Consider the following 26,333-nt stretch of genomic DNA (forward strand, 5'->3'; position numbering starts at 1 on the left):
GCACTCCGCGGCCGGCCGTGAGAATTTCACATTCCGGTAATGCGCGGGTCATGCCGGACTCCCGCCGTACGGGTATCACCACGCCCGTACGGCGGCGCCCCCCCCGGCGTCCGCAGAACCATCGCGAAAGGAACAGCTCCGTGACCCACGACGCCACCGAGGGCGCCATCAGGAGCTCGGCCTCCAGGCAGGTCCGTACCGCCTGGGGCGTGCTGGCCGTCTTCCTGCTGATCTGGGCGGTGTTCGAGGCGGCGAAGTACGGCGGATGGGTGATCGCCGCGGTCGTCGCCGGCATCGTCGTGCCCGACCTGTCGTTCCTCGTCGGTCTCTCCGGCCCGCACCAGCACGGCCGGCTGTCCCCCAGGGCCGTTCCCCTCTACAACCTCCTGCACCGGCCCGTCGTCGCCGTCCTCGTCATGCTCGCCTGTCTGATCCCGGACTCGCGGGCCGTCGCCGTTCCCCTGTTCAACCTCGGTCTGGCCTGGCTGCAACACATCGCCTCCGACCGGGCCTTCGGTTTCGGCCTGCGCACGGCCGACGGCTGGCAGCGCTGACGCGGGGTCGCCCCCGGCAGCGGCGCGGGCGCCCCCCGGCAGTGGCGCGGTTTCCGGGCGTCCCCGGTGCGCTTTGGCCCCGCGCAAGCCCCTGCTGCGAGGCTCGTCCGGTCCCCGGGGCGCGGCGCGTCCCGCCCCCGCCCCGGGGACGGACCACCGCACCCCAGTAACCGCTGAGCACTGTTGCCGGAGGAAACGCATGGACACGACGGACACGACGGAGACGACGGAGACGACGCAGGGCGGACCGGAGACGGACCAGCCGATCCTCAGCTACCCGTTCCACCGTCCTTCGGCCGTCGAAGTGCCCCCGGTCTACCAGGAGTTGCGGGACAAGTGCCCCGTGGCCCACGTCCGGCTGCCCAGCGGCGACGAGGGCTACGTGGTGACCCGCTACGACGACGTGCGCACCGTTCTCGCGGACGCCAGGTTCAGCCGGGCCGCCACCATCTCCCCCGACGCGCCGCAGCTCACCAGCACGCCCCCGGTGCCGGGCAGCCTGTTCACCACGGACGCGCCCGAGCACACCCGGCTGCGCAGGCTCGTCTCCCGCGAGTTCACCGCCCGCCGGGTGCAGAACATGCGTCCGCGCATCCAGGAGCTCACCGACGGCCTGCTGGACGAGATGGAGAAGCTTCAGGGGCCGGTCGACCTCAACACGGCGCTGGCCTTCCCGCTGCCGGTGATGGTGATCTGCGAACTGCTCGGCGTCCCCTTCGAGGACCGCGACCGGTTCCGTGAGTGGTCGGACGCGTTCGTCTCGCTGACCGCGCACACCGCGGAGGAGACCGCCGCGCAGCGCCAGCAGATGATCGAGTACCTGGCGGCCCTGGTCGAGCGCAAGCGTGAGGAGCCGACGGACGACCTGATGGGGGCGCTCGTCGCGGCCCACGACGAAGAGGGCAGCCTCAACGAGTACGAGCTGATCGTGATGGCGGCGACCATCCTCGTCGCCGGTCACGAGACCACCGTCAGCATGATCGGCAAGATGGTGCTGACCCTGCTGCGCCACCCGGAGCACATGACCGCGCTGCGCCAGAACCCCGGGATGATGGAGCACGCCATCGAGGAGCTGCTGCGGGTCAACCCGATCGGCGACGGCGGCCCGCTGCGGATCACCCTGGAGGACGTCGAGGTCGGCGGCACCGTCATCCCCAAGGGCAGCGCCGTCCTGGCCGCGGTCTGCTCCGCCAACCAGGACCCCGCGCGCTTCCCCGGCGCGGGGGCGAACGAGTTCGACCCCGCCCGGCCCGAGGCCGTCCACCACGTCGCGTTCGGCCACGGCCCGCACTTCTGCCTGGGGGCCGCGCTGGCCCGGGCGGAGCTGCAGATCGTCCTCACCTCGCTGCTCGACCGCTTCCCGGGCCTGCGGCTCGCCGAGGAGGCCGAGTCCCTGGAGCTGACGACCGGCATGATGGTGCACGGCCTGACCCGCCTGCCCGTCACCTGGTGACGCGTCGGCGGCCGGTGCGGGCGGTCCGGGCCCGCGCGCCCGGCCGCCCCCGTCGGCGTCCCGCCGAGCGAAATGGCGCCGGGGGTACTAGCGGACGCGGCGGCGGCCCTTGGCGCGGCGGGGGTAGGGGAAGAGCCGCGGGCGGCGCTTTGCGGCCACGTCCTCGATCCAGCCGAAGAGCAGGATCGCCAGGCAGATCAGTGGCACCGCGATCACCAGCGGGGTCCACTGGCTCGCCAGCAGCCACTGTGCGTGGTTGTAGAAGAAGGTGTTGCTCCACAGCGGGTCGATCAGCGGCTCGGTCAGCACCAGCGCGAAGGAGTGCCACAGATACACGGTGACGGCGCGGGAGTTCAGCAGGCTGATCACGCCGTTGAACCGCTCCAGCGGCTTGGGCCACTGCTCCCAGGAAGGGCTCAGGTGGAGCAGCAGCAGTACCGCGCCGAACGACCAGATCGCCTGGGCGACCGGTACCCCTTCCAGGTCGTGCCCGGTCCGGGGGTTGTCCATCGGCGACCGCATCAGCCACCAGTAGCCGAACATGAGCACCAGCGGCGCCAGGGACGGCACGATGTACTGCGGGATCCTGCGCAGCAGCCCCTCCTGGTGGGCCATGCCGAGCAGCCAGCAGGATCCGAAGGTGGTGAAGTCGGTGGCTGCTTCCATCAGCCGGCCGGACTGGTCGACCAGGCCGGAGTTGATGAGGAACGAGAGCGCCAGCGGGACCAGCAGGGTGACCCAGGGCAGCTTCCGCATCGCCTTGAGCATGAGCGGCGACAGCAGCACGTACCAGAGGTAGGCGCGCAGGTACCACAGCGGCACACAGATCTGTTCGGCCCAGGAACTCGGCAGGTGCCCGCCGAAGGTGTGCAGCGATGCCCCGAACGGCGGCTCGCTGAGCGGCAGGACCCAGTAGGCCAGGTCGGCCCACCACCAGTCGGGGTGGTGGTGGTCGGGCCTCCAGCCCTCCAGCAGCATCAGAGGCACCACGACCGCGCCGAACAGCCACATCGGTGGCAGCAGCCGGCGCAGCCGGCCGCGGATCACGCTCAGCGCCGGCCGGTTGAGGGACCGCGCCATCAGCGACCCGGCCAGCGCGAACATGACGCCCATGGAGGGGAAGACGATCGGCAGCCAGGTCCAGCTGAAGTTGTGGTAGATCACCACGCGGACCAGGGCGAGCGCCCGCAGCAGGTCGAGGTAGCGGTCACGGCCGGGCTTGCGCGCGGGCGCCGGTGCGGCCGCCTCGTCACGCGGGGCGCGCTGCGCGGGAAGCGCGGCCGGGTCCATCACCCGCAGGGCGACGGTGTCGGAGGACTCCTGGATGCCGAAGGCACCTCTTTCCCCGGTACTCATGAAGACATCGCCCCCGTCGTGACGTCGAGCCCCACCTCGCCGGTGCGCCGCAGCTTCTGCCAGCGCAGCCGGCCCCCGGTCAGAGCGGTGATGGCGGACTGCATCAGCACCATGTACATGAGCACCCGGTAGACCACCTGCTGGGCCGGGAGCGCGATCAGATGCCACGCCTTCTCCCTGTCCAGGTGGAAGGACCACCAGGCGCAGACGGCCTGCAGCGCCATCACCGCGAACCAGGCGGCCAGGGTCTTGTACGCGTCGACGAAGACCACGCCGTAGACCATGCCGATGTCGATGGCGGGCGCGAGCAGCGGGGTGACCACCATGAACAGGGCGACGAACGGCAGGCCCACCCGGCCGAAGTGGCCGGCCGCGCCGCGCTCCAGCAGCGCGTGCCGGTGCTTCCACATCGCCTGCATGGTGCCGTAGCTCCAGCGGTACCGCTGCGACCACAACTGCTTCATGCTGACCGGCGCCTCGGTCCAGGCGCGGGCGTTCTCGGCGTAGACGACCTTCCAGCCGGCCCGGTGCAGGCCCATGGTCACGTCGGTGTCCTCGGCGAGCGTGTCGTCGCTCATGCCGCCGACCTGTTCCAGTGCCGTACGGCGGAACGCGCCCACCGCACCGGGGATGGTCGGCATGCAGTTGAGCACGTCGTACATCCGGCGGTCGAGGTTGAAGCCCATCACGTACTCGATGTGCTGCCAGGCGCCGATCAGCGTGTCGCGGTTGCCGACCTTGGCGTTGCCGGCCACCGCGCCGACCCGCGGGTCGCCGAAGGGCTGCACCAGTTCCCGGACGGTGGACGGTTCGAAGACCGTGTCGCCGTCCATCATCACGATCAGGTCGTACGAGGCGGCGGCCACACCGGTGTTGAGGGCGACGGACTTCCCGCTGTTCGGCTGCCGGATCAGCCGGACCATCGGCAGGTCGAGTTCCTCCACGATGGCGGAGGTGTCGTCGGTCGATCCGTCGTCGACCACGATCACTTCGATGGGATGTTCGCTTCTGGCCAGTGACAGCAGGGTGTTGGTGATGCACTCCTGCTCGTTGTACGCGGGTACCACCACGGTGACCGGTTCGGTGACCGCGGCGCCCCAGGAGAAGCCCGGCTTGCGGGTGCGCCGCACATGGATCGCGGAGAGCACCAGCATCAGCACGAACCGCGCCATGACCAGCACTCCGACGACCGCGAGCAGGCCGACCAGCCAGGGCAGCAGCCACACCGAGAAGGTGGTGCACCACAGGAACGCCTTGCCGAGCCACAGGTTGTAGCTGGTGACCTGGGTGTTGGCGGAGCCGGTGCCGAGCGCCTCGCCGATGGTCTTGAAGGTGTAGCCCTGGGCCTTGAGCTTCTCGATGATGACCGGCAGCGCGGCCAGCGTCTGCGCCCGGTTGCCGCCCGCGTCGTGCAGCAGGATCATCTCGCCCTGGCCGGGGAGGTCGGGCATGGCTGCCTTGACGATGGAGTCGACGCCGGGGCGCTTCCAGTCGTCGGTGTCCTTGTCGATGAAGGCGGTCAGGTACCCCTCCGCTCCGGCCTGCTTGGTCACCGGCCACGACCAGTCGTCCAGCGCGTCCACGGTGGAGGAGTAGGGCGGGCGGAACAGGCTGGAGTGGATGCCGGCGACACCGGCCAGCGCGAGCTGCGTCTCGCCCAGCTCCCAGGTGAGCCGGGTGCCGGAGTGCAGCGCGAGGTCGGGGTGGGTGAAGGTGTGCACGCCGATCTCATGGCCGTCGGCCACGATCTGCCGGATCAGCGCCGGGTTGCGGGTGACCATCGAGCCGGTGACGAAGAAGTCGGCGCGGATGTCCTCGTCCTTCAGCACCTTGAGGATCTTCGGCGTCCACTGGGTGGACGGCCCGTCGTCGAAGGAGAGGACGACGGTCCTGCCCGGGATCGTGTAGTCGACCGGCTCGCTGTTCTTGTCGCCGCGGGCGTCGACGACCGGGCCGCCCTCCAGCACGCCGGTCGGGACGGTGCCCTTGTCCACGGAGACGGCGATGCGCTCGTCGTGGAAGACCTCGTTGTTGGCCATGCCCCGCAGCACCATCAGCGCCAGCAGGGTCGCCAGTACGGTCACCGGCAGGAAGAAGCGCAGGGGCGGTGCGGCGAGTCGGCGCGGCCGGGCGATGGACTGCCGGGAGCGGTGACGGCGGGAGCGGGACATGGACTTCCTGGTCGGTCGCGGCCGGCTACTGCGCGGCGGCGGTCACGGAGCCTGACGCCGTCGTACCGGCCGCCGGCGTCGCGGTGACCGACGCGGTGGCGTCCGGTGTGGCCGCTGTGGCGGCGTCGGGCGTGGCCGTTGTGGCGGCGTCGGGCGTGGCCGTTGTGGCGGTGGTGCTCCCGGCCGCGCCGGGAGCCGCGGGCAGCGGAGCGTTCAGGTACTGGCTGGGCGGCGTGGTGTCCGCGGTGCCGGGGACGGTGAGCGCGGGCGCCTGCGACTGGGTTCCGACCAGGCCGGAGATCATCGCCACCACGAACCCGGTGCAGACGACGCCCAGCAGCCAGCCGAAACCGCGCAGACGGCGGCCGCGCTGACCGGTCCGGTCCACAAAGACGGGAGCCGGCTCGACCTCCGTGGAGGCACTGGTCATCGACAGCCTCGAGCTTCCTTCATCGTGTTGCGGCTGCCGACTCGGCGCCAACAAATGGAGCAAGTAGTGCGAAAAAAGTGATCAATGCGTCAGGAAGAGGAGGTTATCCGACCTAAGCTCGATCTTGTGCAAGAGTAATATGAAGATTCAATGAATGTCACGTGGGTCTCGTACAGTTCGGGCGACACCGCTTGCCTCCAGCCCGAACGGACCTCCCCGCATGGCCATAGCCCGCCGCCGCAGCCGTCCGACGGCCGCCGCGATCCTGGTGGTCGCCGCCACGTTCCTCATGGCCGCCTGCGGGCTGGGAGGCGGGGGCGGCGCCAAGGCCGGCGCCACCACCGCCCCGGCCCCGCACTTCCGGGTCTCGTCCATGCTCAACCCGTCCGGCCGCGCGCTGGGTGTCGTCGACGACAAGACGCCCTGGCAGTACGGCATCGTCACCACCTTCTCCAAGGAGGCTGGACGGGCCCCGGACATCCGCGAGTACTACAGCTCCTGGGGCGACGACTTCGACACGGAGGGCAACGCCTTCCTGTGGAAGCACGGCCAGCTCCCGATGATGGCGCTGGTGCCCCTCGACGTCTCGCTCGCCGACATCGCCAAGGGTCGGGAGGACGCCTACATCCGCCGGCTGGCGGGCCAGATCGCCGCCTACGACGGCCCATTGGCCCTCTCCTTCGCCGGCGAGATGAACGGCCCGTGGAACTCCTGGGGCCCCGAGCACAGCAAGCCCGCCGACTTCGTCGCGTCGTGGAAGCGGGTGCACGACATCTTCACCGCGCGGGGTGTCACCAACGTGATCTGGGTGTGGACCCCGCACGTGGTCGACTCCGGCACGACCGCCGCGCTGCGCCCGTACTACCCGGGCAGCGCCTACGTCGACTGGGTCGGCCTCATCGGGTACTACGGGCCGATCGACGGCACCGCCTTCTCCCGCCTGTTCACCCCCACCCTGCGCCAGATCGCGGGCTTCTCCGGCAAGCGGGTGCTGATCGCGGAGACCGGGGTGGCGCAGAGCGACCAGAAGGAGGCGCGCATCCGTGACCTGTTCCGGGGCGCCGCGAAAGCCGGCGTCATCGGGCTCGTCTGGTACGACCAGCGCAAGGACTGGCCGGGCAGCAAGCAGCTGATGGACTGGCGGATCAACACCTCGCTGGGCGCGCTCGCCGCGTTCCAGGTGGAGTCGACCCGCTACGGCTTCGGCCACTCGTTCAAGAGCGGCTGATCCGACGCGAGCAGGGGAAGTCGGGCGCAAGCCCGCAGAAGACGACCTTTATCATCGCGCATCAGTACGACTGCCACATGCGGGCGCGGAACCCGACCAGGGGGAGATCAGGGAGATGACGACGGAATCGTCGCCGGGCCAGGGGGCTCCGCAGGAGGAGCCCGGCTGGGCCTTCCGGCCCCGCCGACCGGTTGCCGGCCCGCGGTCCTACGGGGAGCGGCACCTGACGGAGCCGGCCGTGGCGTGGGACGGCCGGTCGCAGGCCGAGCCGTACGGCGAACCCTCCGGCGGACCCTCCGGCACCCGGTGGGAGTCCACCATGCCGCTGCAATCCCCCCAGCCTCCCGCCGGCGCCCACGAGGACATGCGCGAGCCCGGCCCCCGGATCCCCTCGCACACCCGGCCGGGCAACGAATCGACGGACCGGGCGCCCGGACACCCGTCAGGGACGGACACCGTCCCCGGCCCGGCGGCCCCGCGCCCCGAGCCTGCCACCGCGCAGCCGCGGCCCCTCGCGGACGCGAACGGCAAACGGACGAGGAAGACCAGGCGGGTGGGCAGGCTCGCGCTCGTCCTCGCCCTCCTCGTCGCCGCCGGCGGGGCCGCCGCCGTCCTGCTCGAGCGGGAGGACGCCGCCGCCGTCGCCTCGAAGAACCTGACGCAGGCGTGGCAGATCCCGGCGCCCGCCGCCGACGACTCGCTGGTCGGCAGCTGGCTCACCGACAAGCTGCTCGTCCGGGCCGGCACCCGGGACGGCCTGCGGGCCTACGACCTCACCGACGGCAAGGAGATATGGCACGCCGCCGCCTCCGCCACGGCCGCCGAGCGCGGCGCCGTCCCCTGCGGGATGTCGCCGACGCTCAGTGCCCAGGGCATCGGCACGGTCGCCTTCGGCAAGGACGGCAGCGCCTGCACCTGGCTGGCCGGCGTCAAGGCGTCCACCGGGAAGATCCTCTGGTCCATGCCGCTGACCGGCAGGAAGCACCCCGCGGCGACCCTCGCCACGACCTACGTGCAGGGCGATGTCGCCACCGTCGTCAGCGAGAACTACCTCGGCGGTGTGAACGTCCGCACCGGCAGCCGCGTGTGGGGCTACAAGGCCCGCGGTCACTACTGCAACGCCTACGACTGGGGCGCCGACGGCACCGTCCTTGTGGACGACTACTGCCTCGACCGGAAGAACAGGTTCACCCTCACCGCGTACGACGGCAGAACCGGGAAGGTGATCTGGCGGAAGTCCGAGAAAGCCCACTCGGATGTGACGCACATCCTGTCCGGCTCACCGCTGATCGCCGCCGTCCACACGGCGCACCAGGACGCCGTGCGGGTTCTCGGCACCACCGGCACCGGCCGCAAACTGGCCGTCGGCGACGACGAACTCACGCCCGGCAACAACACCGACGCCGACCACTCCGCCCGGCTCCACGGCGACGTTCTGGTCACCCCGGCCTTGTCCTCCGGCAGCACGGTGATCGACGGCTTCGACACCGTCACCGGCGCCAAACTCTGGACCCACCGCTCCGCCGCGCTCGCCGTCACCAGGTCCGGCGCGGACGGCAAGGTGTACGCCGTCACCACGTCCGGCACCCCGCAACTCGTCACCATCGACCGGCGCACCGGTGCCACCGCCCCGGTCGCGGGCCTGCCGACGGGCACCGGCAAGTGGAACTTCACCTCCGGCACGGTGTACGTCACCCCGGAAGGCGTGCTGGAACTCAACGCCCTCGGGTCGAACGGCGGCGTGCGGCTCTACCGGTAGGGCGTCCCGCTGATCACGCCGAGCCCTGCCGGGCCGGCGTGGTCCTACGTACCCGACTACACGCGGGTGTCGGGGGACTGCGCCTCCACGACGTGCGGACCCGGCTTCTGGAGCTGGAAGTACGCACCTCCCAGCACCTTCTCCTTCAGCTTCTGGCTCTGGTCCACCACGCGGTACAGCGAGCGGCGGAAGACCCCGCCGGCGCCGTGCAGGGCGAACAGCCGCTCCTGGCGCAGCTGCAGGCCGCGCGACTTGCCGACCGCCTCCTCGCGCGCCCGCTGGAACTCCTCGCACGCCCGCAGCAGCGCCGTCTCGTCCCCGCCCGCGTCGAACGCCCCGCGCACCAGCGGGGCCAGCGTCACCGCGTCGATGATCGCGTGGTTGACGCCCTGCCCGAGGATCGGCGTCAGCGTGTGCGCCGCGTCGCCGATCAGCACCAGGCCCGGCATGGACCAGCGCGGCACCAGCGCGGTGAAGATGTCCAGCATCGACGTGTCGGACCAGGCCCGGACCTCGCTGCGCACCGACCCGGACAGCTCCGGCGCGAGCAGGTCGAGACGCTCGTACAGCGCGCTCAGCCCCTGGGCGCGCAGCTCCTTCAGCCCGCCCTTGGGGATGTTGAAGCCGACGCGGACGCTGTTCGGGTGGGTCGGGATGAACAGCCCGTGCTGGTCGCCGCGGATACGGATGCGGTACGTGCGGTCGTCCCACTCGGGCGGGAACGGCAGCTTCAGCCACACCACGTCACGGTCCAGCGGCAGCTTCGTGTACGGCAGGCCCGCCATCTCGCGGACCTTGCTGAACCGGCCGTCCGCCGCCACGGTGAGCGCCGCCCGCACCGTGATCTCGCCCTCCGGGGTGCGTGCCGTCACCCCGGTGACCGGCCCGCTGCCGTCGGCCGCGCGCAGCAGCCGGGTCGCCGTCGCGCGCCGCACCAGGACGAAGTGGTCCGGGTGTTCCTCCTGCCCGAGGGCGGCCAGCGCCGAGAGCAGCGCCGGCTGCGGCATCTCCACCGGGTAGGGGTGCGGGTACGGGAAGCGGCGGAAGTCGGCGCGCAGCACGGTGCTGCCGGAGTCGACGATCTCCATTCTGTGCATCTGCTGGTAGGCGCCGTTCAGGCGGCCGAGTACGCCCAGCTTGTCGAGCAGCCACACCGAGTCGGGGGAGACCGACTCGCCCCGGAACGACCGGTCGAAGTGACCGCTCTGCTCCAGGACCACGACGGAGACCGAACGCTTGGCGAGCTCCACGGCCAGCGTGAGTCCCGCCGGGCCTCCTCCGACCACACACACCTCTGCGGTCAGCTCAGTTGTCGACATCAACGCTGCCTTTCAGAAGGAGTCATCATCCGCCGATGTTCGGCAGCCCGCCTAAAGCAGCTCTTGCGGGAGCCGGGACGGCTCGCGCGGGCGGTTGCGGCGCGGCTCCCGCGGCCGGCGCGGGCGGTTGTCGCGCAAGCCCGTCTTTAGGGCCGGGGCACAAGCTCCCAAGCGCCCGCCCGCCCCGGCAGAGAGGCGAACAGACCGTGAGCACAGCAGTGACGACGCCGCCCGGCCCGGAGCCCACCGGCCCCGCCGGCCCCCTCGACCGGCTGCGCGCGCTGTACGGCGAGAAGAGGCTCGCCGCCGAGTACCCGGCGGTGCCCGGACTGCTCGCCGAACTCGCGCGGCAGGACGACTGGCCCGCCCAGCTCTCCCGCGCCGGCCGGCTGCTCGCCAGGGTCGCCCCCGAGGACATCGCGGAGCGGCACCCCGGCGTCGAACCCGCCGGTGTCGCCGTCACCGGACACGGCACGCTCGACGCGCTGACCGCACCGCTCACCGCGGAACTCGCCCGCCACGGCATCCCGTCGCGGGTGAGCGTCGGCGACCACGACGCGTGGCTGCGCGACCTCCAGGACCCCGGCAGCCATCTGTACGCCCCCGGCACCGAACTCGCCCTGTGCCTGCTCGACGCCCAGGCCGTCTTCGACGAACTGCCGCTGCCCTGGGGCCCGGAGGACGTCGCGAAGGCCGTCGCCGGCAAGCTCGAACTCCTCGACGCGCTCGCCGCCCGCTACGACGAACACGGCACCGGCACGCTCGTACTCAACACGCTGCCGCTGCCCGCCGAGTACCCGCGGCAGCTTCTCGACCACCGCTCCCGCACCGAACTGTCCATCCTGTGGCGGGAGTTCAACATCGGTCTGCTGAGGCTGGCCGCCGCGCACCCGCGGCTGCACGTCGTCGACCTGGAGCCGCTGATCGCCGAGGGCGGACCGGTCCGCGACCCGCGGCTCGCCGCCTACGCCAAGGTGCACCTGGGCGAGGAACTGCTCGCCCGGTACGCGCGCCAGGCGGGCCACCTGCTGCGCACCCTGCGCGGCCGGACCAGGAAGGTCCTCGTCGTGGACCTCGACAACACCCTCTGGGACGGCATCCTCGGCGACGACGGACCCGACGGCATCGCCGCCGCCACCACCTACCGCGGTGAGGCGTTCGGCCGGTTCCAGCGGGTCGTCAAGCAGATCGGCAGCCAGGGCGTGCTGCTCGCGGTGTGCAGCAAGAACGACCGCGAGCCGGTGCTCGACGTGCTGCGCAGCCACCCCGACATGACCCTGCGCGAGGACGACTTCGTGCGGATCCACGCCGACTGGGACCCCAAGGACGGCGCCATCCGCACCATCGCCGACCGGCTCAACCTCTCCACCGACAGCTTCGTCTTCGCCGACGACTCCCCCTTCGAACGCGGCCTCGTCGCCTCCTCGCTCCCCGAGGTCGCGCTGATCGCGCTCGACGAGGAACCGGCGCTGCACGTCGACCGGCTGCTCGCCGACGGCTGGTTCGACGTACGGGAACTGACCACCGCGGACCGGGGCCGTGCCGTGCAGTACCGCCAGGAGGCGAAGCGGCAGGACCTCCAGCAGGCCACCGGCTCGATGGAGGAGTACCTGCGCGCCCTCGGCGTGACCGTGGAGGTCGCCCCGGTACGCGACCACGAAGTGGCCCGTATCGCCCAGATCACGCTGCGCACCAACCAGTTCAACCTCACCACCCGCCGGCTCCAGGCGCCCGACGTCCGGGAACGGCTCGACTCGCCGGACCACCTGGTGCTGGCCGTGCGCTCCCGCGACCGCTTCGGCGACAACGGCGTCGTCGGCGCCCTCTTCGCCCACCGCGAGGACGGCGCCCTGCGCATCGACAACATGCTGCTCAGCTGCCGGGTCTTCGCCCGCGGCATCGAGCAGGCCGCGCTCGCCGCACTGCTGGAGCACGCCAGGGACTCCGGCGCGGCCGAGGTGCGCGCGCGCTACCGGCCCACCGCCAAGAACCGCAAGGTGCGCGACCTGTACCCGTCGCTCGGCTTCGAGCGGACCGCCGAATCGGCCGACGGCACGCTCGAGTTCCGCCACCCGCTCGCCGAACTCCCGTCCGTCCCCGTCCACGTGAGCCTCACCGCGGACTTCCGCGGCACCGCGCCCGACGCCGGATGACCGGAACCACACGCTTCACCACGCCGTACCACGCCCCACCGCCGCGCGGAGCGCACAAGCGTCTCCTTAGCGCCGCGGACGACGATCGTGATGTCAGAGCGACCCGTGCCGGCGCCACGCCAGCGGATCTCGGAGAGGTCGGAGAAAGACGTTGACGAACTTCCGAACCTTCACGGAACTGGTTCTGGAGCGGACCGAAGCCCGCAGCGCCGCGGATGCCTTCGTCTTCCTGCCCGACGACGCCCGCGGCTCGGTGCCGCAGCACCTCACGTTCGCGGGGCTCGACCGGGAGGCGCGCCGGATCGCGTCCTGGCTCCAGGCGCGCGGAGCGGCGAACAAGCAGGTGCTGCTGCTCTATCCGTCCAGCCTGGACTTCATCAAGGCGTTCACCGCCTGCCTGTACGCCGGCGCCGTGGCCGTGCCCGCGCCGCTGCCCACCGAACAGGGGCAGAAGTTCACGCGGGTCTCCGGCATCCTGCGCGACGCCGAGGCGGTCGCCGTGCTCACCGACTCCGCCAATGCCCCCGAGATCTCGGCCTGGCTGGCCGCGGAGGGCTTCACCGACGTGCCCTGCCTGGCCACCGACGACCCGGCCGGCGGCGACCCGGACGCCTGGCACGCGCCCGCCCTCACCCCGGAGAGCCTGGCCTTCCTGCAGTACACCTCCGGCTCGACCAGCGATCCCAAGGGCGTCGCGGTCTCGCACCGCAACCTGCTCGCCAACGAGGCGGCGATCCAGCGGTCGATCGGCACCGGCCCGGACACCGTGTGCGGCGGCTGGCTGCCCTTCTACCACGACATGGGCCTGATCGGGCACATCCTGCACCCGCTCTACCTCGGCATTCCCGCCGTCCTGATGGCCCCCTTCACCTTCCTCAAGCGCCCCCACCGCTGGCTGAAGATGATCGGCGACTACGGCGTGACCACCGGCGGCGGCCCCAACTTCGCCTACGACCTGTGCGTGCGCAGGGTCACCGACGCCCAGCTCCAGACGCTGGACCTGTCCACCTGGACGACCGCCAACAACGGCGCCGAACCGGTGCGGGCCGAGACGATCCGCGCCTTCGCCGAGCGCTTCGCGCCCGCCGGATTCCGCCCCGAGGCGTTCTTCCCCTGCTACGGCATGGCCGAGACGACCCTGCTGGTCTCCGGCATCCCGCGCACCGCGGGACCCCGGGTGCTCGACGTCGACGCGGCGGCCCTGGAACGCGGCGAACTGGCCGTCCCGCGCGGCGACGAGCCCAGCCGCTCCCTGGTCAGCAGCGGCGTCGTACGGGACTTCGAGATCCGCGTCGTCGACCCGGAGACCCACGTCGAGAGGCCGGAGGGGCACGTCGGGGAGATCTGGCTCAAGGGCGACAGCGTCGCCGAGGGCTACTGGAAACGGCCGGAGACCAACAAGGAGGTCTTCGACGCGGCGATCTCCGAAGGCGACGGCGCCGGCGGACACGACGGCGGCGGCTGGCTGCGCACCGGCGACATGGGCGTCCTGCACGACGGAGAGCTGTACGTCACCGGCCGGCTCAAGGAGATGGTCATCCTGGCCGGCCGCAACCTCTACCCGCAGGACGTCGAACGCGCCGTGCAGGCCCTGGACCCGGCGTTCGGCACCGGCGCGGGCGCCGTGTTCGCCGTCGACACCGACCGCGAGCACCTGGTGGCGGTGCAGGAGGTCCGCCCCGCCGCCGTCTCCACCGACCTGCCCACCCTCGCCTCCGACGTCCAGCGGTTCATCAGCCGGGAGTTCACGGTCCCCGCCGGCAACGTGCTGCTCGTGCGGCCCGGCACCGTCCGCAAGACCACCAGCGGCAAGATCCAGCGGACCCTGATGCGCAAGCTGTTCCTGGAGGGCCGGATCACCGCGCTGTACGAGGTCCTGGAGCCCGCCGTCCGCGACCTGATCGCTTCCCCCGCCGCTGATGACGCCGACGCCGACGCCGACGCCGCCCCGTCCCTGGAAACGGTGGTCTGACATGGAACACCAGCCCTACCGGCTCGCCGAGGAGTTCGACCGCTTCCTCGGCGACCCCGACGACCCCGACGAGGTCTTCTCCTACGCGCGTTGCGCCGAGCTCGACGAGCGGGAGGAGTTCCCCGCCGACATCTGCCGCCGCTTCGAGGAGTGGGGCCTGCCCGCGCAGTACGTACCGGTCGAGTACGGCGGCCGGCTGCGCGACTACGAGCAGGTGCTCCAGCTCGTCCGCGCCGTCGCCCGCCGCGACCTGACCTGCGCCATCGGCCACGGCAAGACCTACCTCGGCGGAGTCTGCGTCTGGGTCGCCGGCTCCGCGGAGCAGGGCGCCCGGCTCGGCGCCGACATCATGGCCGGCGTCCCGGTCTCCCTCGGGCTCACCGAACGCGACCACGGCAGCGACCTGCTGGCCGGTGACGTGCGCACCGACGACAAGGCGGCGGACACCGGTGACAAGGCGGCGGACACCGGTGACAGGGCGGCGGACACCGACGGGCACTGGCTGGTCAGCGGCGAGAAGTGGCTGATCAACAACGCCACCCGGGGCTCGGTGCTGTCGCTGCTGACCCGCACCCGGCCGGACGGCGGGCCGCGCGGCTTCAGCGTCCTGCTCGTGGACAAGCGGGAACTCGACGAGGACACCTACCGCCACCTGCCGAAGATCCGCACCCACGGCATCCGCGGCGCCGACATCTCCGGCATCGCCTTCGACGGGGCCCGCGTGCCGCGCGGCGCCCTGGTCGGGGCCGAGGGCGCCGGCCTGGAGATCGTGCTCAAGGCGCTCCAGCTCACCCGCACCATGTGCGCGGCGCTCTCGCTCGGCGCCGCCGACCACGGGCTGCGGCTCGGCCTGGACTTCGCCGAGGACCGCGAGCTGTACGGCCGACGGCTGATCGACCTCCCGCAGGCCCGGCACGTGCTGGCCGGCGCCGCCGCCGACGTCCTGCTGCACGAGGCGGTCGCCCTGGTCGCCGCCCGCGCCGTACAGACCCAGACCGCCGAACTCGGCGTCGTCTCGGCCGTCACCAAGTACCTGCTGCCCACCGGCACCGACGAGGTCCTCGACGGCCTGACCGGGCTGCTCGGCGCCCGCGCCTTCCTCAAGGGCGTCCACGCGGGCGGACGGTTCCAGAAGGTCGTACGCGACCACCGCATCGTCGGACTCTTCGACGGCAACACCCTGGTCAACCTCAACTCCCTGGTGAACCAGTTCCGTTCACTGGTCCGCGGGTTCGGGCGCCGCACCGGCGACACGGCGGGCGCCGGCGCCGCCTTCGACCTCGCCGCCCCGCTGCCGGCCCTCGACCCGGCGAAGCTGTCGCTGGTCGCCCGGCACGGCAGCGGGGTCACCGCGGCCCTCCCGGACTGCGTCGACGAGATCACCCGGCGCGCGGAGGCGGACCCCGCCCTCGCTCCCGCGGCAGAGGCCGCGCGGCGGCTGCTCGACGTGACCCGCGCGGTGCACGCCGAGGCGGAGGAGTACCAGGGCGTGCTCACCGAGGTCCCGCCCGCCGCGTTCGAGGTCGCCCGCCGCTACGCCCTGTGCTGGGCCGGAGCGGCCTGCGTCGGCCTGTGGACGCACAGCACCGGCCACCTCGCCGGCGACCCGGGCACCGGGGAGCTGTGGCGCGACGGCCTGTGGCTGCGCACCGCCCTCGACCGGCTGCTGGTCCGCCTCGGCGAACCGGCGGCGGCCGGCGAGGAGACGTACGAGGAACTGCTCGGCGCCCTGCGAGCGGCCCGCTCCTCGGGCCGGCTGTTCTCGCTGCTGCCGCAGCGCCTGCCCGAGCGGCAGCCCGCGTCGACCGGTGTGGACGCGGGCGGAACGGAGAGGACGGCATGCTGAACGGCACAGAGCACCGAGACGCACGGACGGCGACCGTACGGACCGGCCAGGAGGCCCGGGCCGCGGCCCGCGTCGCCGAGCTGGACCGGCGCCTCGGCGACCCCACCGACGAGAGCAACGAGCTGTCGTACACCAGGCTGCTCGCGGCGGACGAGGCCGGCGAACTCTCCGGGCCCGGCGAGCGCGCCCTCGACGAACTGGGCCTGAACTCCGACTTCGTGCCGCGCGCCGAGGGCGGCCGCCTGGAGCGGCTCGACACCCTGGTCCGGGTCATGCGGCAGGTGTTCCGCCGCGACGTCGCCCTGGGCCTCGGCTACGGCGTGACCTCCTTCATGGCCGCCGTGAACGTCTGGACCTCCGGGGACGCCGCGCAGCGCGCCCGGCTCGCGAAGATCCTCACCGGCGGCGGCAAGGTGTCGGTCGCCTACCACGAACTCGCGCACGGCAACGACTTCGTGCGCAACGAGTTCGAGGCCCGCCCCGCCGACGGCGGCGGATACCGGCTGCACGGCGCCAAGCAGGTCATCAACAACGCCGGCCGCGCCGACGCCTGGGTCCTGTTCAGCCGCACCAGTCCCGCGCCGGGCAGCCGCAGCCACTCCGTGCTCCTCGTCGAACGCGACGGCCCGGACCCGGACTCCTGGCAGGTGCTGCCCCGCTACGACGCCGTCGGCGTGCGCGGCTGCCTGCTGTCCGGACTCCGCTTCGACGGCACCCCGGTGCCCGCCTCGGCCCTCGTCGGCGAGGAGGGAAAGGGCGTGGAGACCGCCCTGCGCGCCTTCCAGATCACCCGCTCCGCGCTCCCCGGCATGGCCGTCGGCACCACCGACACGGCCCTGCGGACCGTCGTCCGCTTCGCGCTGGGCCGACGGCTCTACCGCAAGTCCGTCATGGAGATCCCGCATGCCAGAAGCACCCTGTCCGGGGCCTTCACCGACCTGCTGACCTGCGACAGCCTGTCGCTGGCCGCGACCCGGGCGGTGCACCTGCTGCCCGAGCAGACCAGCGTCTTCGCCGCCGCCACCAAGTACCTCGTGCCGAAGGTGCTCGCCGAGGCGACGCACGAGCTGTCCGTCGTCCTCGGGGCCCGCTTCTACATCCGCGACGGCGAGCACGGCATCTTCCAGAAACACCTGCGGGACCTGCCGGTGCTCAGCCTCGGCCACGCCGGCTCCGCCGCCTGCCAGGCCACCATCATCCCCCAGCTGTCCCGGCTCGCCCGGCGCTCCTGGTTCGGCGACGAACCCGCCCCCGCGGAACTCTTCCAGCCGCGCACGGACCTGCCCGGCCTCCCCTACGACCGGCTCACCCTGGCGAGCGGACGGGACGGGCTCAGCGCCACCCTGGTCGCCGCCCTGGACCGGCTGCCCGGCGCCTCGCCCGAGGAACGGGCCGTCCAGGGGCTCACCCTGCAACTGGTTGACGAGCTGGGCCGGTTGCGGGAGGCGAGCCGCGCGCTCGCCCCCGAGGACCGTACGGCCCTCGCCGGCCCCGCCGCCTTCGCCCTCGCCGACCGCTACGCCGCCCTGCTCGCGGCCGCCGCCACGATCGGCGTCTGGCAGCAGGCGTCCCACGACGGCGGCGACGCGTTCCTCGCCGACCCGGCCTGGCTCGCCGCCGCTCTGCACCGGCTCGCCCGCCGGCTCGGCCGGCGCCCCGCCGCCCTCCCGGCGTCCGTGGACGACCGCATGCACGAGGAAGTCCTGCGCAGATTCCACGCCCGCACCAGCTACGACCTGTACGACACCCCGCTCGCCGGCTGACGCACACCGGCCTGCCGCCCCGGACGACGCCGTCCACCCGGACGACCCCATACGCCCCTGCCGACACCCGTCGGCGACGGACGGCGCCCGTCCGCGGCGGCCACCGGACCACCACACGACAGCACGCGACAACCGCTCACCCTCGCGAGGAGTGCACCATGTCCGTTCCCACCACCGGACCCACCACCGAGTCCCTGACCACGTGGCTGGCCGAGCGCATCGCGCTCTACCTCAAGCGGAGCCCCGCCGAGATCGACCCGGACGTGCCCCTCGCCGAGTACGGCCTCGACTCCGTCGCCGCGCTCAGCCTGTGCGGGGACATCGAGGACGACTTCGACGTCGTGATGGAGCCCACCGCGGCCTGGGACTACCCGACCGTCCACGCGCTCGCCGGCCACCTCGTGGAGGAACTCGCCGCCCAGGCCGCGAAGGACGGCGGCGCCTGATGGAGCCCATAGCCATCGTCGGCATCGACTGCAGATTCCCGGGGGCGCCCGACACCGGCGCCTACTGGGACCTGCTGATGCGCGGCGCGGACGGAGTGGGGGAGGTGCCCCGGCTGCGGTGGGACGCCAAGGAGTTCTACTCGGCCACCGGGGACGACGGGCATTCCAACACCACCGAGGGCGGCTTCATCGCCGACCCGGACGCCTTCGACAACGAGTTCTTCACCGTCTCCCCGCGCGAGGCGGCGGCCATGGACCCCCAGCAGCGGCTGCTGCTGCAGGCCGCGTGGCGGGCCGTCGAGGACGCGGGCATCCCGCCGCGGACCCTGGCCGGCAGCCGGACCGGGGTGTTCGTCGGCATCATGGGCAACGAGTGGGCGCAACTGCACCTCACCGACTACGGCAACGTCACCGCCCAGGTCGGCTCCGGCAACGGCTACTGCATGACCGCCAACCGGATCTCGTACCACCTCGACCTCAAGGGCCCCAGCCTCGCCGTCGACACCGCCTGCTCCTCCTCGCTGGTCGCCGTCCACCTCGCGGCGAACGCGCTGCTGGCCGAGGAGTGCGACCACGCGCTCGTCGGCGGCGTCAACGTGGCCCTCACCCCGGCCCTGTCGATCTTCTACACGCAGGCCGGGCTGTCCGCCCCCGACGGGCGCTGCAAGCCGTTCAGCGCCGAGGCGGACGGCATCGGCCGCGGCGAGGGCGTCGGCGTGGTCGTGCTGCGCAGACTGCGGGACGCGGTCGCCGACGGCCAGCGCGTGTACGCCGTCGTCCGCGGCACCGCCGTCAACCAGGACGGCCGCAGCAACGGGCTGACCGCGCCCAACCGGTGGGCCCAGCAGGAGGTGCTCGGCGCCGCCTACCGCAGGGCCGGCGTCGAGCCCTCCGACGTGGTCTTCACCGAGGCGCACGGCACCGGCACCGCCCTCGGCGACATGATGGAGGTCAAGGCGCTCGGCCACCACCACGCCGGCCGCGCCGCGAAGCCCATGGCACTCGGCTCGGTCAAGGGCAACCTCGGCCACACCGAGGGCGCCGCCGGCATCGCCGGACTGATCAAGGTCGCGCTGTCCCTGCACCACCGGATCGTCCCCGCCAGCCGCTTCGCGGCCAAGGAGAACAAGCGGCTGAAACTCCGCGACCACGGCCTGCGGCTGCTCAAGGCACCGCTGCGGCTGCCCGCCGGCCCCGTCGTCGCCGGGCTCAGCAGCTTCGGCATGGGCGGCACCAACGCCCACGCCGTCCTGGAGTCCGCGCCCGTACACGCCGCGCGCCCCGGACCGGCGAACAGCGCCGCGCCTGGCGGCATCGGCGCCGCCGTGTTCACCCTCACCGCGCCGAACGCCGACGCGCTGCGCCGCAACCTGCTGGCCCAGGCGGACGCGGCTGCGGCCCGCCGGGTACCGCTCGGCCCGCTGGCCAGGTCGAGCAACCGGGTCAAGGCCGGACACCGCCACCGCTTCGCGGCCGCGGCCACCGACACCCGCGAACTCGTCGCCCGGCTGCGGGAGTCGGCCACCGACCCGGATCTGCTGGCCCGGCTCTCCGCCAGACCCGCCGAACGGCCCCGCACCGCTTTCCTGTTCACCGGGCAGGGCTCGCAGTACCCGCGGATGACCGCCGCACTGTACGAACAGTCGCCGCTGTACCGGCACTTCCTCGACGAGGCCGACGCCGCACTGCTGCCGCACACCGGCAAGTCCGTGCGCGACCTGGTCCTGGCCGGCGACGACGCCGTCCACGACACGCAGTGGACGCAGCCCGCCCTGTTCGCCGTCGGCTACGCCCTCGGCCGGACCCTCATGGAACTCGGCGTGCACCCGGAGATGCTCCTCGGCCACAGCGTCGGCGAGTTCGCCGCCGCCGTCCTGGCCCGGGCGCTCCCGCTGGACGGCGCCGCCCGGCTGATCGCCGCCCGCGGCGCCCTGATGCAGGAACTCCCGGCCGGCGGAGGCATGCTGGCCGTCCGCACCCCCGGCGCGCGGCTGGCGGCCCGGATCGAGCAGGAACCCCTGGTCGGCGTCGCCGCGGTCAACGGCCCCACGTCCACGGTGCTCTCCGGTGACCTGGAGACCCTGGAGAAGATCGCCGCCGAACTGCGGGCCGAGGGAGTCGACACCCGCCGCCTGACCGTCTCGCACGCCTTCCACTCACCGCTGATGCGGCCCGTCCTGGACCGCTTCGCGGAGATCGCCGAGGAGGTCGGCGGGGGAGTGCCCGAGATCCCGCTGTACTCGACCGTCCGCGGACGGGTGCTCGACGGCGAGGCGATGGACGCCGCGTACTGGGTCGAACACATCGGCGCCCCGGTGCTGTTCGGCGACGCGGCCGCCGCGCTCCTCGCCGACGGCCCGACCCACCTGGTGGAGACCGGTCCCCGGCCGGTGCTCTCCGGGATGGTGCGCCGCCTGCCCGGCCCCGCCGCGGGCCCGGGCGCGGGCCCGGCGCACGTGCTGCCGGTGCGCGGCCCCGAGTCCGCCGGCCGGGACCTCGCCGAGGCCCTCGCCGAGCTGTACCGGGGCGGCGTCGAACCCGACTGGGACGCCGTGTACGAGCCCGGGGAACGGGTCCCGCACCCGCTGCCGCCGTACGCGTTCTCGACGCAGCACCGCTACTGGGCGAGGAATCCGGTGCGCGGCCGGGCGACCGCCGACGAGCCGGCGGACCGGGCGTTCGCGGGACACCGGGAGCCGCAGCCCCAGCACGCGCCCGCCGCCGTCCTCACCCTGAACCGGCCCGGCGGACCGGCGGACCCCGTCGAGGACGCCGTCCTCGCCGCCGTCCGGACCGTCGGCGGCTACACCGACGCCGAGATCGGCCCCCACGACCGGCTCTACGAGGATCTCGGCTTCGACTCCGTCATGATCATGGAGCTCAAGAACCGGCTGGAGTCCCGGCTCACCGGCATCGGCGCCGTGACGGTCCAGGACCTGCTGCCCCGCCTCTCCTCCGTCGGCGAACTCGTCGCCTTCCTACGGGAGTCCGGCGCGGCGGCCCCCGGTCCCGCGGGCCCCGCCGAGGCGGCGGACCAGCGGGAGCTGATGGAAGAAGAGAGGACGGCATGACCACCCCGACGGCTGTCACGGCCCATCTCGCCTCCCTGGGCACCGCGCTGCCCGGTGACCCGGTGGACAACGCCACCCTGTCCAAGGTGCTCGGCATCAACGAGGAGTGGATCGAGGTCTTCATCGGCACCAGGACCCGGCACTTCGCCCGGGACCTCGGCACCGGGGTGGTCCGCTGGTCGCTCGCCGACCTCTGCGCGCAGGCCGCCGAGAAGGCGCTCGCCGCCCCCGACGTCGACCCGTCCGAGATCGAGTTCCTCGTCCTCGGCACGGCCACCCCCGACACCCTGATGCCCGCCACCGTCAACCACGTCGCCGACCAGCTCGGACTGGACCAGGTGCCCACCTTCCAGCTCCAGTCCGGCTGCGCCGGCGCCGTACAGGCCCTCGGCCTGGCGCAGACGATGATCGCCTCCGGCCAGTACCGCACCGGACTCGTCATCGGCGGCGACGTGTGCAGCAAGCACCTCGACCTCCAGCGCGACGTGGCCGGCGCCGCCCCCGGCGACCTCGTCAACTACGTCCTGTTCGGCGACGGCGCCGGCGCGGCCGTCGTCACCGCCGAGCCGCGCGGACAGCGTCTCGCGCTGCGCCACGTCCTCAACCGCTTCACCGGTCTCGGCCGCGCGCCGGGCCAGGTCATCGAGTGGTTCGGGCTCGCCGACCGGTACGACGACCGGCAGGCCCTCACCGAGGACTACAAGGCCATCGAGGAGTCCGTGCCCGTCATGGCCGTCGAGATCCTCTGGGAGATGCTCGGCGAACTCGACTGGGAGGCCGACCAGTTGGACTATCTGCTGCCGCCGCAGCTGTCCGGCCGGATGACCCGCCGCATCACCGAGGAACTCGACGTGCCCGCCGCCGAGGACATCAGCTGCGTCGCGGACACCGGCAACAACGGAAACGCCCTGCCCTTCCTGCAGATCGAGAAGTTGCTGGAGCGGATGTCCGACGGCGAGAAGGCCCTCGCGGTCGCCGTCGAGTCCAGCAAGTGGATCAAGGCCGGCTTCGCCCTGGAGAAGATTTGACTTCCTCCCCCTCCTGAAGGAGGGGGATTCCTAGGGCTCGCGCCGTAGGAGTTTCTGCTTCATCGCCGACTGCCCGCCCGGAGTGCTCCGTTGAGGTCTTACACCAGCTCCACAGACAGACGCCGTCAGCCCGACGGCCAGGATGTTCTTCGCCGCGTTCACGTCCCTGTCATGGGTCCTCCCGCAGTCGCACGTCCACTCGCGGACGCTCAGCGGCATCTTGCCCTGCACGGTGCCGCAGTCGGAGCACAGCTGAGAAGAGGGAAACCAGCGGTCGATCGCGATCACTTCGCGGCCGTACCATCGGGCCTTGTACTCCAGCATGCTCCGGAACTCCGACCAGGCGGCATCGCTGATGGCGCGGGCCAGGCTGCCGTTCTTCACCATGTTCCGGACGGCGAGGTCCTCGATCACGATCGTTTGGTTTTCACGAACGAGCCGAGTGGTGAGCTTGTGCAGGTGGTCACGTCTGCGGTCGGCGATGCGGGCGTAGACCTTGGCGACCTTCCGGCGCGCCTTGCCCCGGTTCGCTCCGTCACCCTGGGCCTTACGGGCAAGCCGACGCTGGGCCTTGGCGAGGCGGACACGGTCACGCCGTTCGTGCCGGGGGTTGGAGACCTTCTCCCCGGTCGAGAGGGTCAACAGGTGATCGAGCCCGACGTCGATACCGACGGCCGTGCCGGTGGAGGGGAGCGGCTGGACGGACGGGTCTTCGCACAACATGGACACGAACCAGCGTCCGGCCGCGTCCTGCGACACGGTCACCGTGGACGGCGACGCACCCTCCGGAAGCGGACGGGACCACACGATGTCGAGCGGCTCCGTCATCTTCGCCAGCGTCAGCTTGCCGTCCCGGAACCGGAACGCGCTGGTGGTGTACTCCGCCGACTTCCGCGACTTCTTCCGCGATTTGAAGCGCGGGTACTTGGCGCGCTTGCCGAAGAAGTTGGTGAACGCCGTCTGGAGGTGCCGGAGAGCCTGTTGGAGCGGAACGGAGGAGACGTCGTTGAGGTACGCGAGCTCTTCGGTCTTCTTCCAGGCCGTCAGCATTGCCGACGTCTGGTTGTAGTTCACCCGTTCCTGCCTCGTCCACGCTTCCGTGCGCGCCGCGAGGGCCAGGTTGTAGACCTTCCGCACGCACCCGAAGGTGCGCGACAGTTCGGCCGCCTGCGCATCGGTCGGACAGAAGCGGTACTTGAACGCCCGCTTCACATGGGTGGCCTTCACAGTTCACATGCTACGGCGTCAGCTTGTGAAGTCCTGACAGCAGTTGGGGGCAGATACCAGTGCGCTGTGGTGGCGAACCGGCCCTCCCTGCCCTGCTCCGCTGGAGCTTCGTTCCTCCCCCGCAAGCGGGAGGTACCCCCACCCCGACCTGAAGGCCGGGACGTCCATGAAGGAGAGACCTGATGAGCGTCGACAGCACCGTCCCCGCGCCCGCCGCAGGCGGCTTCACCCTGGACGACTACGTCCGGCTCGTCGACGAGGAGATCGGCATCCCGCTCGCCGCCGGGCAGGAGGCCGCCGACTTCGACGAACTCCCCGACTGGGACTCGCTGTACCTCCTCAAGCTCGTCACCGCCCTGGAGACCGCCGTCGGCCGCAAGATCGCGGTCGGCAGGGTCCTGGAGGCCCGCAGCCTGAAGGAGATCTACGAACTGGCGGTGCTCGGGTGACCCCCACCGTCACCGCCGAACGGCGCCGCCGCCACACCCTGTACTTCCTGGAGTGGGCGGCGGCCCAGCGGCCCGTACACCTGGACACGGACATCGACATGACCCGCGTCCAGGCGCACCGCGCCGCCGCCCGCGCGGCCGGCCGCCGCTACTCGGTCGTCAGCTACCTGCTGTACGCCGCCGGCCGGGTCCTCGACCGCCACCCCGAGGCCAACGCCGCGATGGCCCCCGGCTGGCCCGGCCCGCTGCGCCGCCCGAGGACCGTCCGCTTCGACGGCGTCACCGCCAAGCTCGCCCTGGACCGGCCCGTCGACGGCGAGCGCACCGTGCTCTCGGCGCTCGTGCCCGGCCTGGAGTCGGCGACCCTGGGCGAGATCCAGGACCGCGTCGACCGCTACCGGGGCGAACAGGCCGCCGAACTGCCCGAGTTCAAGGGCGTACGGATGCTGGGCCGGCTCCCGGTGCCGCTCGGCCGGGCCGCGTTCGCCGCGGCGCTGCGCGATCCGCGCCGACGCGCCGGCGTGTTCGGCACCGTCTCGGTCAGCTCGCTCGGCCATCGCACCGTGGACGGCTTCCACTCGGCCGGCGGCACCGCGGTGACCCTGTGCGCGGGCCGGGTCGTGGACCGCGCGGTGGTGCGCGACGGCGTCGTGGTGCCCGCGCCCGTGATGCGGCTCGGCCTCACCTTCGATCACCGGGTGATCGACGGCGCGACCGCTGCCGACGTGCTGTCCGATCTCCACGACACGATGGAGGCATTTGATGACGGCACCGACAGCACCGACGGCAGCGGCAGCACCGACGGCGCTGCCGCTGCAGACGGCGATCCCGTCGCCTCGGCACTGGGGCCCGGGAGGCCGGACGCTGGGGGAGCCGATCGCGATCCGCGGCCCGTCGGGGGACTGGGGCAGAGTACGCGCTGACCTGGACCGGCACGGGGCCGCGGTGCTGTTCGCCCGCCAGGACGCCTGGCGGCCGGAGCGGGCGGGCCTGCCGCGGCTGCGCGCGCTCCTGGGCCGGGACTGGGAGCGCTACACGGAGCTGACGCACCCGCAGGTCCGCGGCCGGTTCGCCGCCTCGCGCGTGCTGCTGAAGTACGCGGCGGCGGTCGCGCTGGGCGTACCGCCCGAGTCGGTCGAGATCGGCTACGGCCTCACCGGGCGCCCCTTCCTGCGCGGCTACGACGGCGTCCAGGTCAGCCTCAGCCACACCGACGGCCTGCTGCTGGTCGGCTTGGCCGCCGACGGCGCGATCGGCGTCGACGCCGAGCCCGCCGAGCGGGTCCTCTACGGCCCGGGGCTGGGCCGGCACGTGTGCACCCCGTACGAACTGGAACGCGTCGAGGCCCTGCCGCTCGCGGAACGCAACCCCGCCGTGCTCCGGCTGTGGACCCTGAAGGAGGCCTACAGCAAGGCCCTCGGCCTCGGCCTGCGCTTCCGCTTCACGGACTTCGGCTTCACCCCGGACCGGGCGCCCCGGGCCGTGCTGCGCCCCGACGGCACCCCCGCGCCGGTCGGCAGATGGGCCTTCCGCACGTGGTCGCTCGGCGGCCGCTACGCCGTCGCCGTCGCCGTCGAGGACGCGGGCTTCGGCCGCACCGGGGACACAGCGGCGGCCACGGCACTCGACCCGGGAATCGTCGACGCCGTGCTGACGGCACTGGCCGACCGGGAGCCGGCCGACGAGCGGGAGACGGCAGCCGCCGACGGATGGTGAGACGGGTTCCGTATGCGCGGGCGCCGGTGGCTGCGTGCCGGCATCGGCTGCCGGGCGCGAGCGGCTGACGCCCGCACGGCGGAGCCGCACAGGGAGACAGATACCGAGGCAGTGGTAGGTACCGGCGAGAGCGACCCCGTGCCGTCCGCCGCGAGGCCGCCCGTCGGGTCGACGGTCACCGTCTCGTGCGGGGCCGCGCGGTGGAGAGTGTGGCCGGGATGGCACGCGTGTCCGTGTCTGCGGGGAGGTGTGCGGCCTGGTGGCGGGAGGGCGTCCGTCTGGTGCGGGGTCGCGGCGACGGGGGTGCCCGGGACGGGGCGCGTGTCCGTGTCTGCGGGGAGGTGTGCGGCCTGGTGGCGGGAGGGTCACCGTCTCGCCCGGGGTCGCGGCGA

Annotated in this window: 19 protein-coding genes; 14 read left to right on the plus strand and 5 right to left on the minus strand. The window is 72.4% G+C overall.

Going from position 1 to position 26,333, the window contains the following annotated elements; translation table 11 throughout:
* The first annotated feature begins 140 nt into the window (after window positions 1–140).
* Entirely contained in the window at window positions 141–554 is a 414-nt protein-coding gene (locus ACZ5GT_RS28105) for a DUF4260 family protein (RefSeq protein WP_469031705.1), read from the plus strand.
* 199 nt (window positions 555–753) lie between these two features.
* Window positions 754–2,007 carry a cytochrome P450 gene (locus ACZ5GT_RS28110; protein WP_469031706.1) on the plus strand — a complete coding sequence of 418 codons (1,254 nt, stop codon included), beginning with the start codon at window positions 754–756 and terminating at the stop codon, window positions 2,005–2,007.
* An 87-nt stretch (window positions 2,008–2,094) separates the two neighbouring features.
* Here ACZ5GT_RS28110 and ACZ5GT_RS28115 read toward each other — a convergent pair whose 3' ends face one another.
* The 3 genes from ACZ5GT_RS28115 to ACZ5GT_RS28125 form a co-directional block, all read right to left on the minus strand.
* Window positions 2,095–3,297: an acyltransferase family protein gene (locus ACZ5GT_RS28115; protein WP_469031729.1), complete on the minus strand. Its 1,203-nt coding sequence runs from the start codon at window positions 3,295–3,297 to the stop codon at window positions 2,095–2,097.
* A gap of 62 nt (window positions 3,298–3,359) precedes the next feature.
* Window positions 3,360–5,534: a bifunctional polysaccharide deacetylase/glycosyltransferase family 2 protein gene (locus ACZ5GT_RS28120; protein WP_469031707.1), complete on the minus strand. Its 2,175-nt coding sequence runs from the start codon at window positions 5,532–5,534 to the stop codon at window positions 3,360–3,362.
* A gap of 25 nt (window positions 5,535–5,559) precedes the next feature.
* A complete protein-coding gene (locus ACZ5GT_RS28125; RefSeq protein WP_469031708.1) occupies window positions 5,560–5,964 on the minus strand; it encodes a hypothetical protein in 405 nt (134 codons plus the stop codon).
* Window positions 5,965–6,184: 220 nt separating this feature from the next.
* Between ACZ5GT_RS28125 and ACZ5GT_RS28130 the strand changes: the two genes are divergently transcribed.
* Together ACZ5GT_RS28130 and ACZ5GT_RS28135 are read left to right on the plus strand one after the other, a co-directional pair.
* Window positions 6,185–7,192, plus strand: a complete 1,008-nt coding sequence (locus ACZ5GT_RS28130) for a glycoside hydrolase family 26 protein (RefSeq protein WP_469031709.1) — start codon at window positions 6,185–6,187, stop codon at window positions 7,190–7,192.
* A gap of 115 nt (window positions 7,193–7,307) precedes the next feature.
* Window positions 7,308–8,951 (plus strand): outer membrane protein assembly factor BamB family protein, encoded by a 1,644-nt coding sequence (locus ACZ5GT_RS28135; protein WP_469031710.1) that lies wholly within the window; start codon window positions 7,308–7,310, stop codon window positions 8,949–8,951.
* Window positions 8,952–9,007: 56 nt separating this feature from the next.
* Here the strand turns inward: ACZ5GT_RS28135 and ACZ5GT_RS28140 are convergent, their stop codons facing one another.
* The gene (locus tag ACZ5GT_RS28140; RefSeq protein WP_469031711.1) at window positions 9,008–10,270 is read right to left on the minus strand and encodes an FAD-dependent oxidoreductase; all 1,263 of its coding nucleotides are present in this window, start codon (window positions 10,268–10,270) and stop codon (window positions 9,008–9,010) included.
* 206 nt (window positions 10,271–10,476) lie between these two features.
* On the opposite strand from ACZ5GT_RS28140, the gene ACZ5GT_RS28145 reads away from it, so the two are divergent.
* The 7 genes from ACZ5GT_RS28145 (at window position 10,477) to ACZ5GT_RS28175 (ending at window position 22,549) form a co-directional block, all read left to right on the plus strand.
* Window positions 10,477–12,423, plus strand: coding sequence for an HAD-IIIC family phosphatase (locus ACZ5GT_RS28145; RefSeq protein WP_469031712.1), 1,947 nt, complete (start codon window positions 10,477–10,479; stop codon window positions 12,421–12,423).
* Between the two features lie 151 nt (window positions 12,424–12,574).
* Window positions 12,575–14,395, plus strand: coding sequence for a fatty acyl-AMP ligase (locus tag ACZ5GT_RS28150; protein ID WP_469031713.1), 1,821 nt, complete (start codon window positions 12,575–12,577; stop codon window positions 14,393–14,395).
* 1 nt (window position 14,396) lies between these two features.
* On the plus strand, window positions 14,397–16,241 hold the full coding sequence (locus ACZ5GT_RS28155) for an acyl-CoA dehydrogenase family protein (protein WP_469031714.1): 1,845 nt from the start codon (window positions 14,397–14,399) through the stop codon (window positions 16,239–16,241).
* The gene (locus ACZ5GT_RS28160; RefSeq protein ID WP_469031715.1) at window positions 16,235–18,004 is read left to right on the plus strand and encodes an acyl-CoA dehydrogenase; all 1,770 of its coding nucleotides are present in this window, start codon (window positions 16,235–16,237) and stop codon (window positions 18,002–18,004) included. The genes ACZ5GT_RS28155 and ACZ5GT_RS28160 overlap by 7 nt, the downstream gene beginning before the upstream one ends.
* 158 nt (window positions 18,005–18,162) lie before the next feature.
* Entirely contained in the window at window positions 18,163–18,450 is a 288-nt protein-coding gene (locus tag ACZ5GT_RS28165) for an acyl carrier protein (protein ID WP_469031716.1), read from the plus strand.
* Window positions 18,450–21,521 (plus strand): type I polyketide synthase, encoded by a 3,072-nt coding sequence (locus ACZ5GT_RS28170; protein WP_469031717.1) that lies wholly within the window; start codon window positions 18,450–18,452, stop codon window positions 21,519–21,521. The genes ACZ5GT_RS28165 and ACZ5GT_RS28170 overlap by 1 nt, the downstream gene beginning before the upstream one ends.
* Complete coding sequence (locus ACZ5GT_RS28175; protein ID WP_469031718.1) at window positions 21,518–22,549, plus strand: 3-oxoacyl-ACP synthase III family protein; 1,032 nt, start codon at window positions 21,518–21,520, stop codon at window positions 22,547–22,549. The genes ACZ5GT_RS28170 and ACZ5GT_RS28175 overlap by 4 nt, the downstream gene beginning before the upstream one ends.
* A gap of 30 nt (window positions 22,550–22,579) precedes the next feature.
* On the opposite strand, the gene ACZ5GT_RS28180 is transcribed toward ACZ5GT_RS28175, so the two are convergent.
* Window positions 22,580–23,776, minus strand: coding sequence for an RNA-guided endonuclease InsQ/TnpB family protein (locus ACZ5GT_RS28180; protein ID WP_469031719.1), 1,197 nt, complete (start codon window positions 23,774–23,776; stop codon window positions 22,580–22,582).
* Window positions 23,777–23,958: 182 nt separating this feature from the next.
* On the opposite strand from ACZ5GT_RS28180, the gene ACZ5GT_RS28185 reads away from it, so the two are divergent.
* From ACZ5GT_RS28185 to ACZ5GT_RS28195, 3 genes are all read left to right on the plus strand, one after another.
* Window positions 23,959–24,225 carry an acyl carrier protein gene (locus ACZ5GT_RS28185; protein ID WP_469031720.1) on the plus strand — a complete coding sequence of 89 codons (267 nt, stop codon included), beginning with the start codon at window positions 23,959–23,961 and terminating at the stop codon, window positions 24,223–24,225.
* A gap of 98 nt (window positions 24,226–24,323) precedes the next feature.
* Window positions 24,324–25,148: a 2-oxo acid dehydrogenase subunit E2 gene (locus ACZ5GT_RS28190; protein ID WP_469031730.1), complete on the plus strand. Its 825-nt coding sequence runs from the start codon at window positions 24,324–24,326 to the stop codon at window positions 25,146–25,148.
* 22 nt (window positions 25,149–25,170) lie between these two features.
* Window positions 25,171–25,941, plus strand: a complete 771-nt coding sequence (locus ACZ5GT_RS28195) for a 4'-phosphopantetheinyl transferase family protein (RefSeq protein ID WP_469031721.1) — start codon at window positions 25,171–25,173, stop codon at window positions 25,939–25,941.
* The last annotated feature ends 392 nt before the right edge of the window (window positions 25,942–26,333 follow it).

This window comes from Streptomyces sp. NPDC031340 (assembly GCF_055569945.1).

What these genes read in the sequence shown, in the direction of transcription:
- ACZ5GT_RS28110 (WP_469031706.1), top strand. Translation starts at nt 754, where the DNA reads ATGGACACGACGGACACGACGGAGACGACGGAGACGACGCAGGGCGGA.
- ACZ5GT_RS28115 (WP_469031729.1), bottom strand. Translation starts at nt 3,297, where the DNA reads ATGGACCCGGCCGCGCTTCCCGCGCAGCGCGCCCCGCGTGACGAGGCG.
- ACZ5GT_RS28120 (WP_469031707.1), bottom strand. Translation starts at nt 5,534, where the DNA reads ATGTCCCGCTCCCGCCGTCACCGCTCCCGGCAGTCCATCGCCCGGCCG.
- ACZ5GT_RS28125 (WP_469031708.1), bottom strand. Translation starts at nt 5,964, where the DNA reads ATGACCAGTGCCTCCACGGAGGTCGAGCCGGCTCCCGTCTTTGTGGAC.
- ACZ5GT_RS28130 (WP_469031709.1), top strand. Translation starts at nt 6,185, where the DNA reads ATGGCCATAGCCCGCCGCCGCAGCCGTCCGACGGCCGCCGCGATCCTG.
- ACZ5GT_RS28135 (WP_469031710.1), top strand. Translation starts at nt 7,308, where the DNA reads ATGACGACGGAATCGTCGCCGGGCCAGGGGGCTCCGCAGGAGGAGCCC.
- ACZ5GT_RS28140 (WP_469031711.1), bottom strand. Translation starts at nt 10,270, where the DNA reads ATGTCGACAACTGAGCTGACCGCAGAGGTGTGTGTGGTCGGAGGAGGC.
- ACZ5GT_RS28155 (WP_469031714.1), top strand. Translation starts at nt 14,397, where the DNA reads ATGGAACACCAGCCCTACCGGCTCGCCGAGGAGTTCGACCGCTTCCTC.
- ACZ5GT_RS28160 (WP_469031715.1), top strand. Translation starts at nt 16,235, where the DNA reads ATGCTGAACGGCACAGAGCACCGAGACGCACGGACGGCGACCGTACGG.
- ACZ5GT_RS28165 (WP_469031716.1), top strand. Translation starts at nt 18,163, where the DNA reads ATGTCCGTTCCCACCACCGGACCCACCACCGAGTCCCTGACCACGTGG.
- ACZ5GT_RS28170 (WP_469031717.1), top strand. Translation starts at nt 18,450, where the DNA reads ATGGAGCCCATAGCCATCGTCGGCATCGACTGCAGATTCCCGGGGGCG.
- ACZ5GT_RS28175 (WP_469031718.1), top strand. Translation starts at nt 21,518, where the DNA reads ATGACCACCCCGACGGCTGTCACGGCCCATCTCGCCTCCCTGGGCACC.
- ACZ5GT_RS28185 (WP_469031720.1), top strand. Translation starts at nt 23,959, where the DNA reads ATGAGCGTCGACAGCACCGTCCCCGCGCCCGCCGCAGGCGGCTTCACC.
- ACZ5GT_RS28190 (WP_469031730.1), top strand. Translation starts at nt 24,324, where the DNA reads ATGACCCGCGTCCAGGCGCACCGCGCCGCCGCCCGCGCGGCCGGCCGC.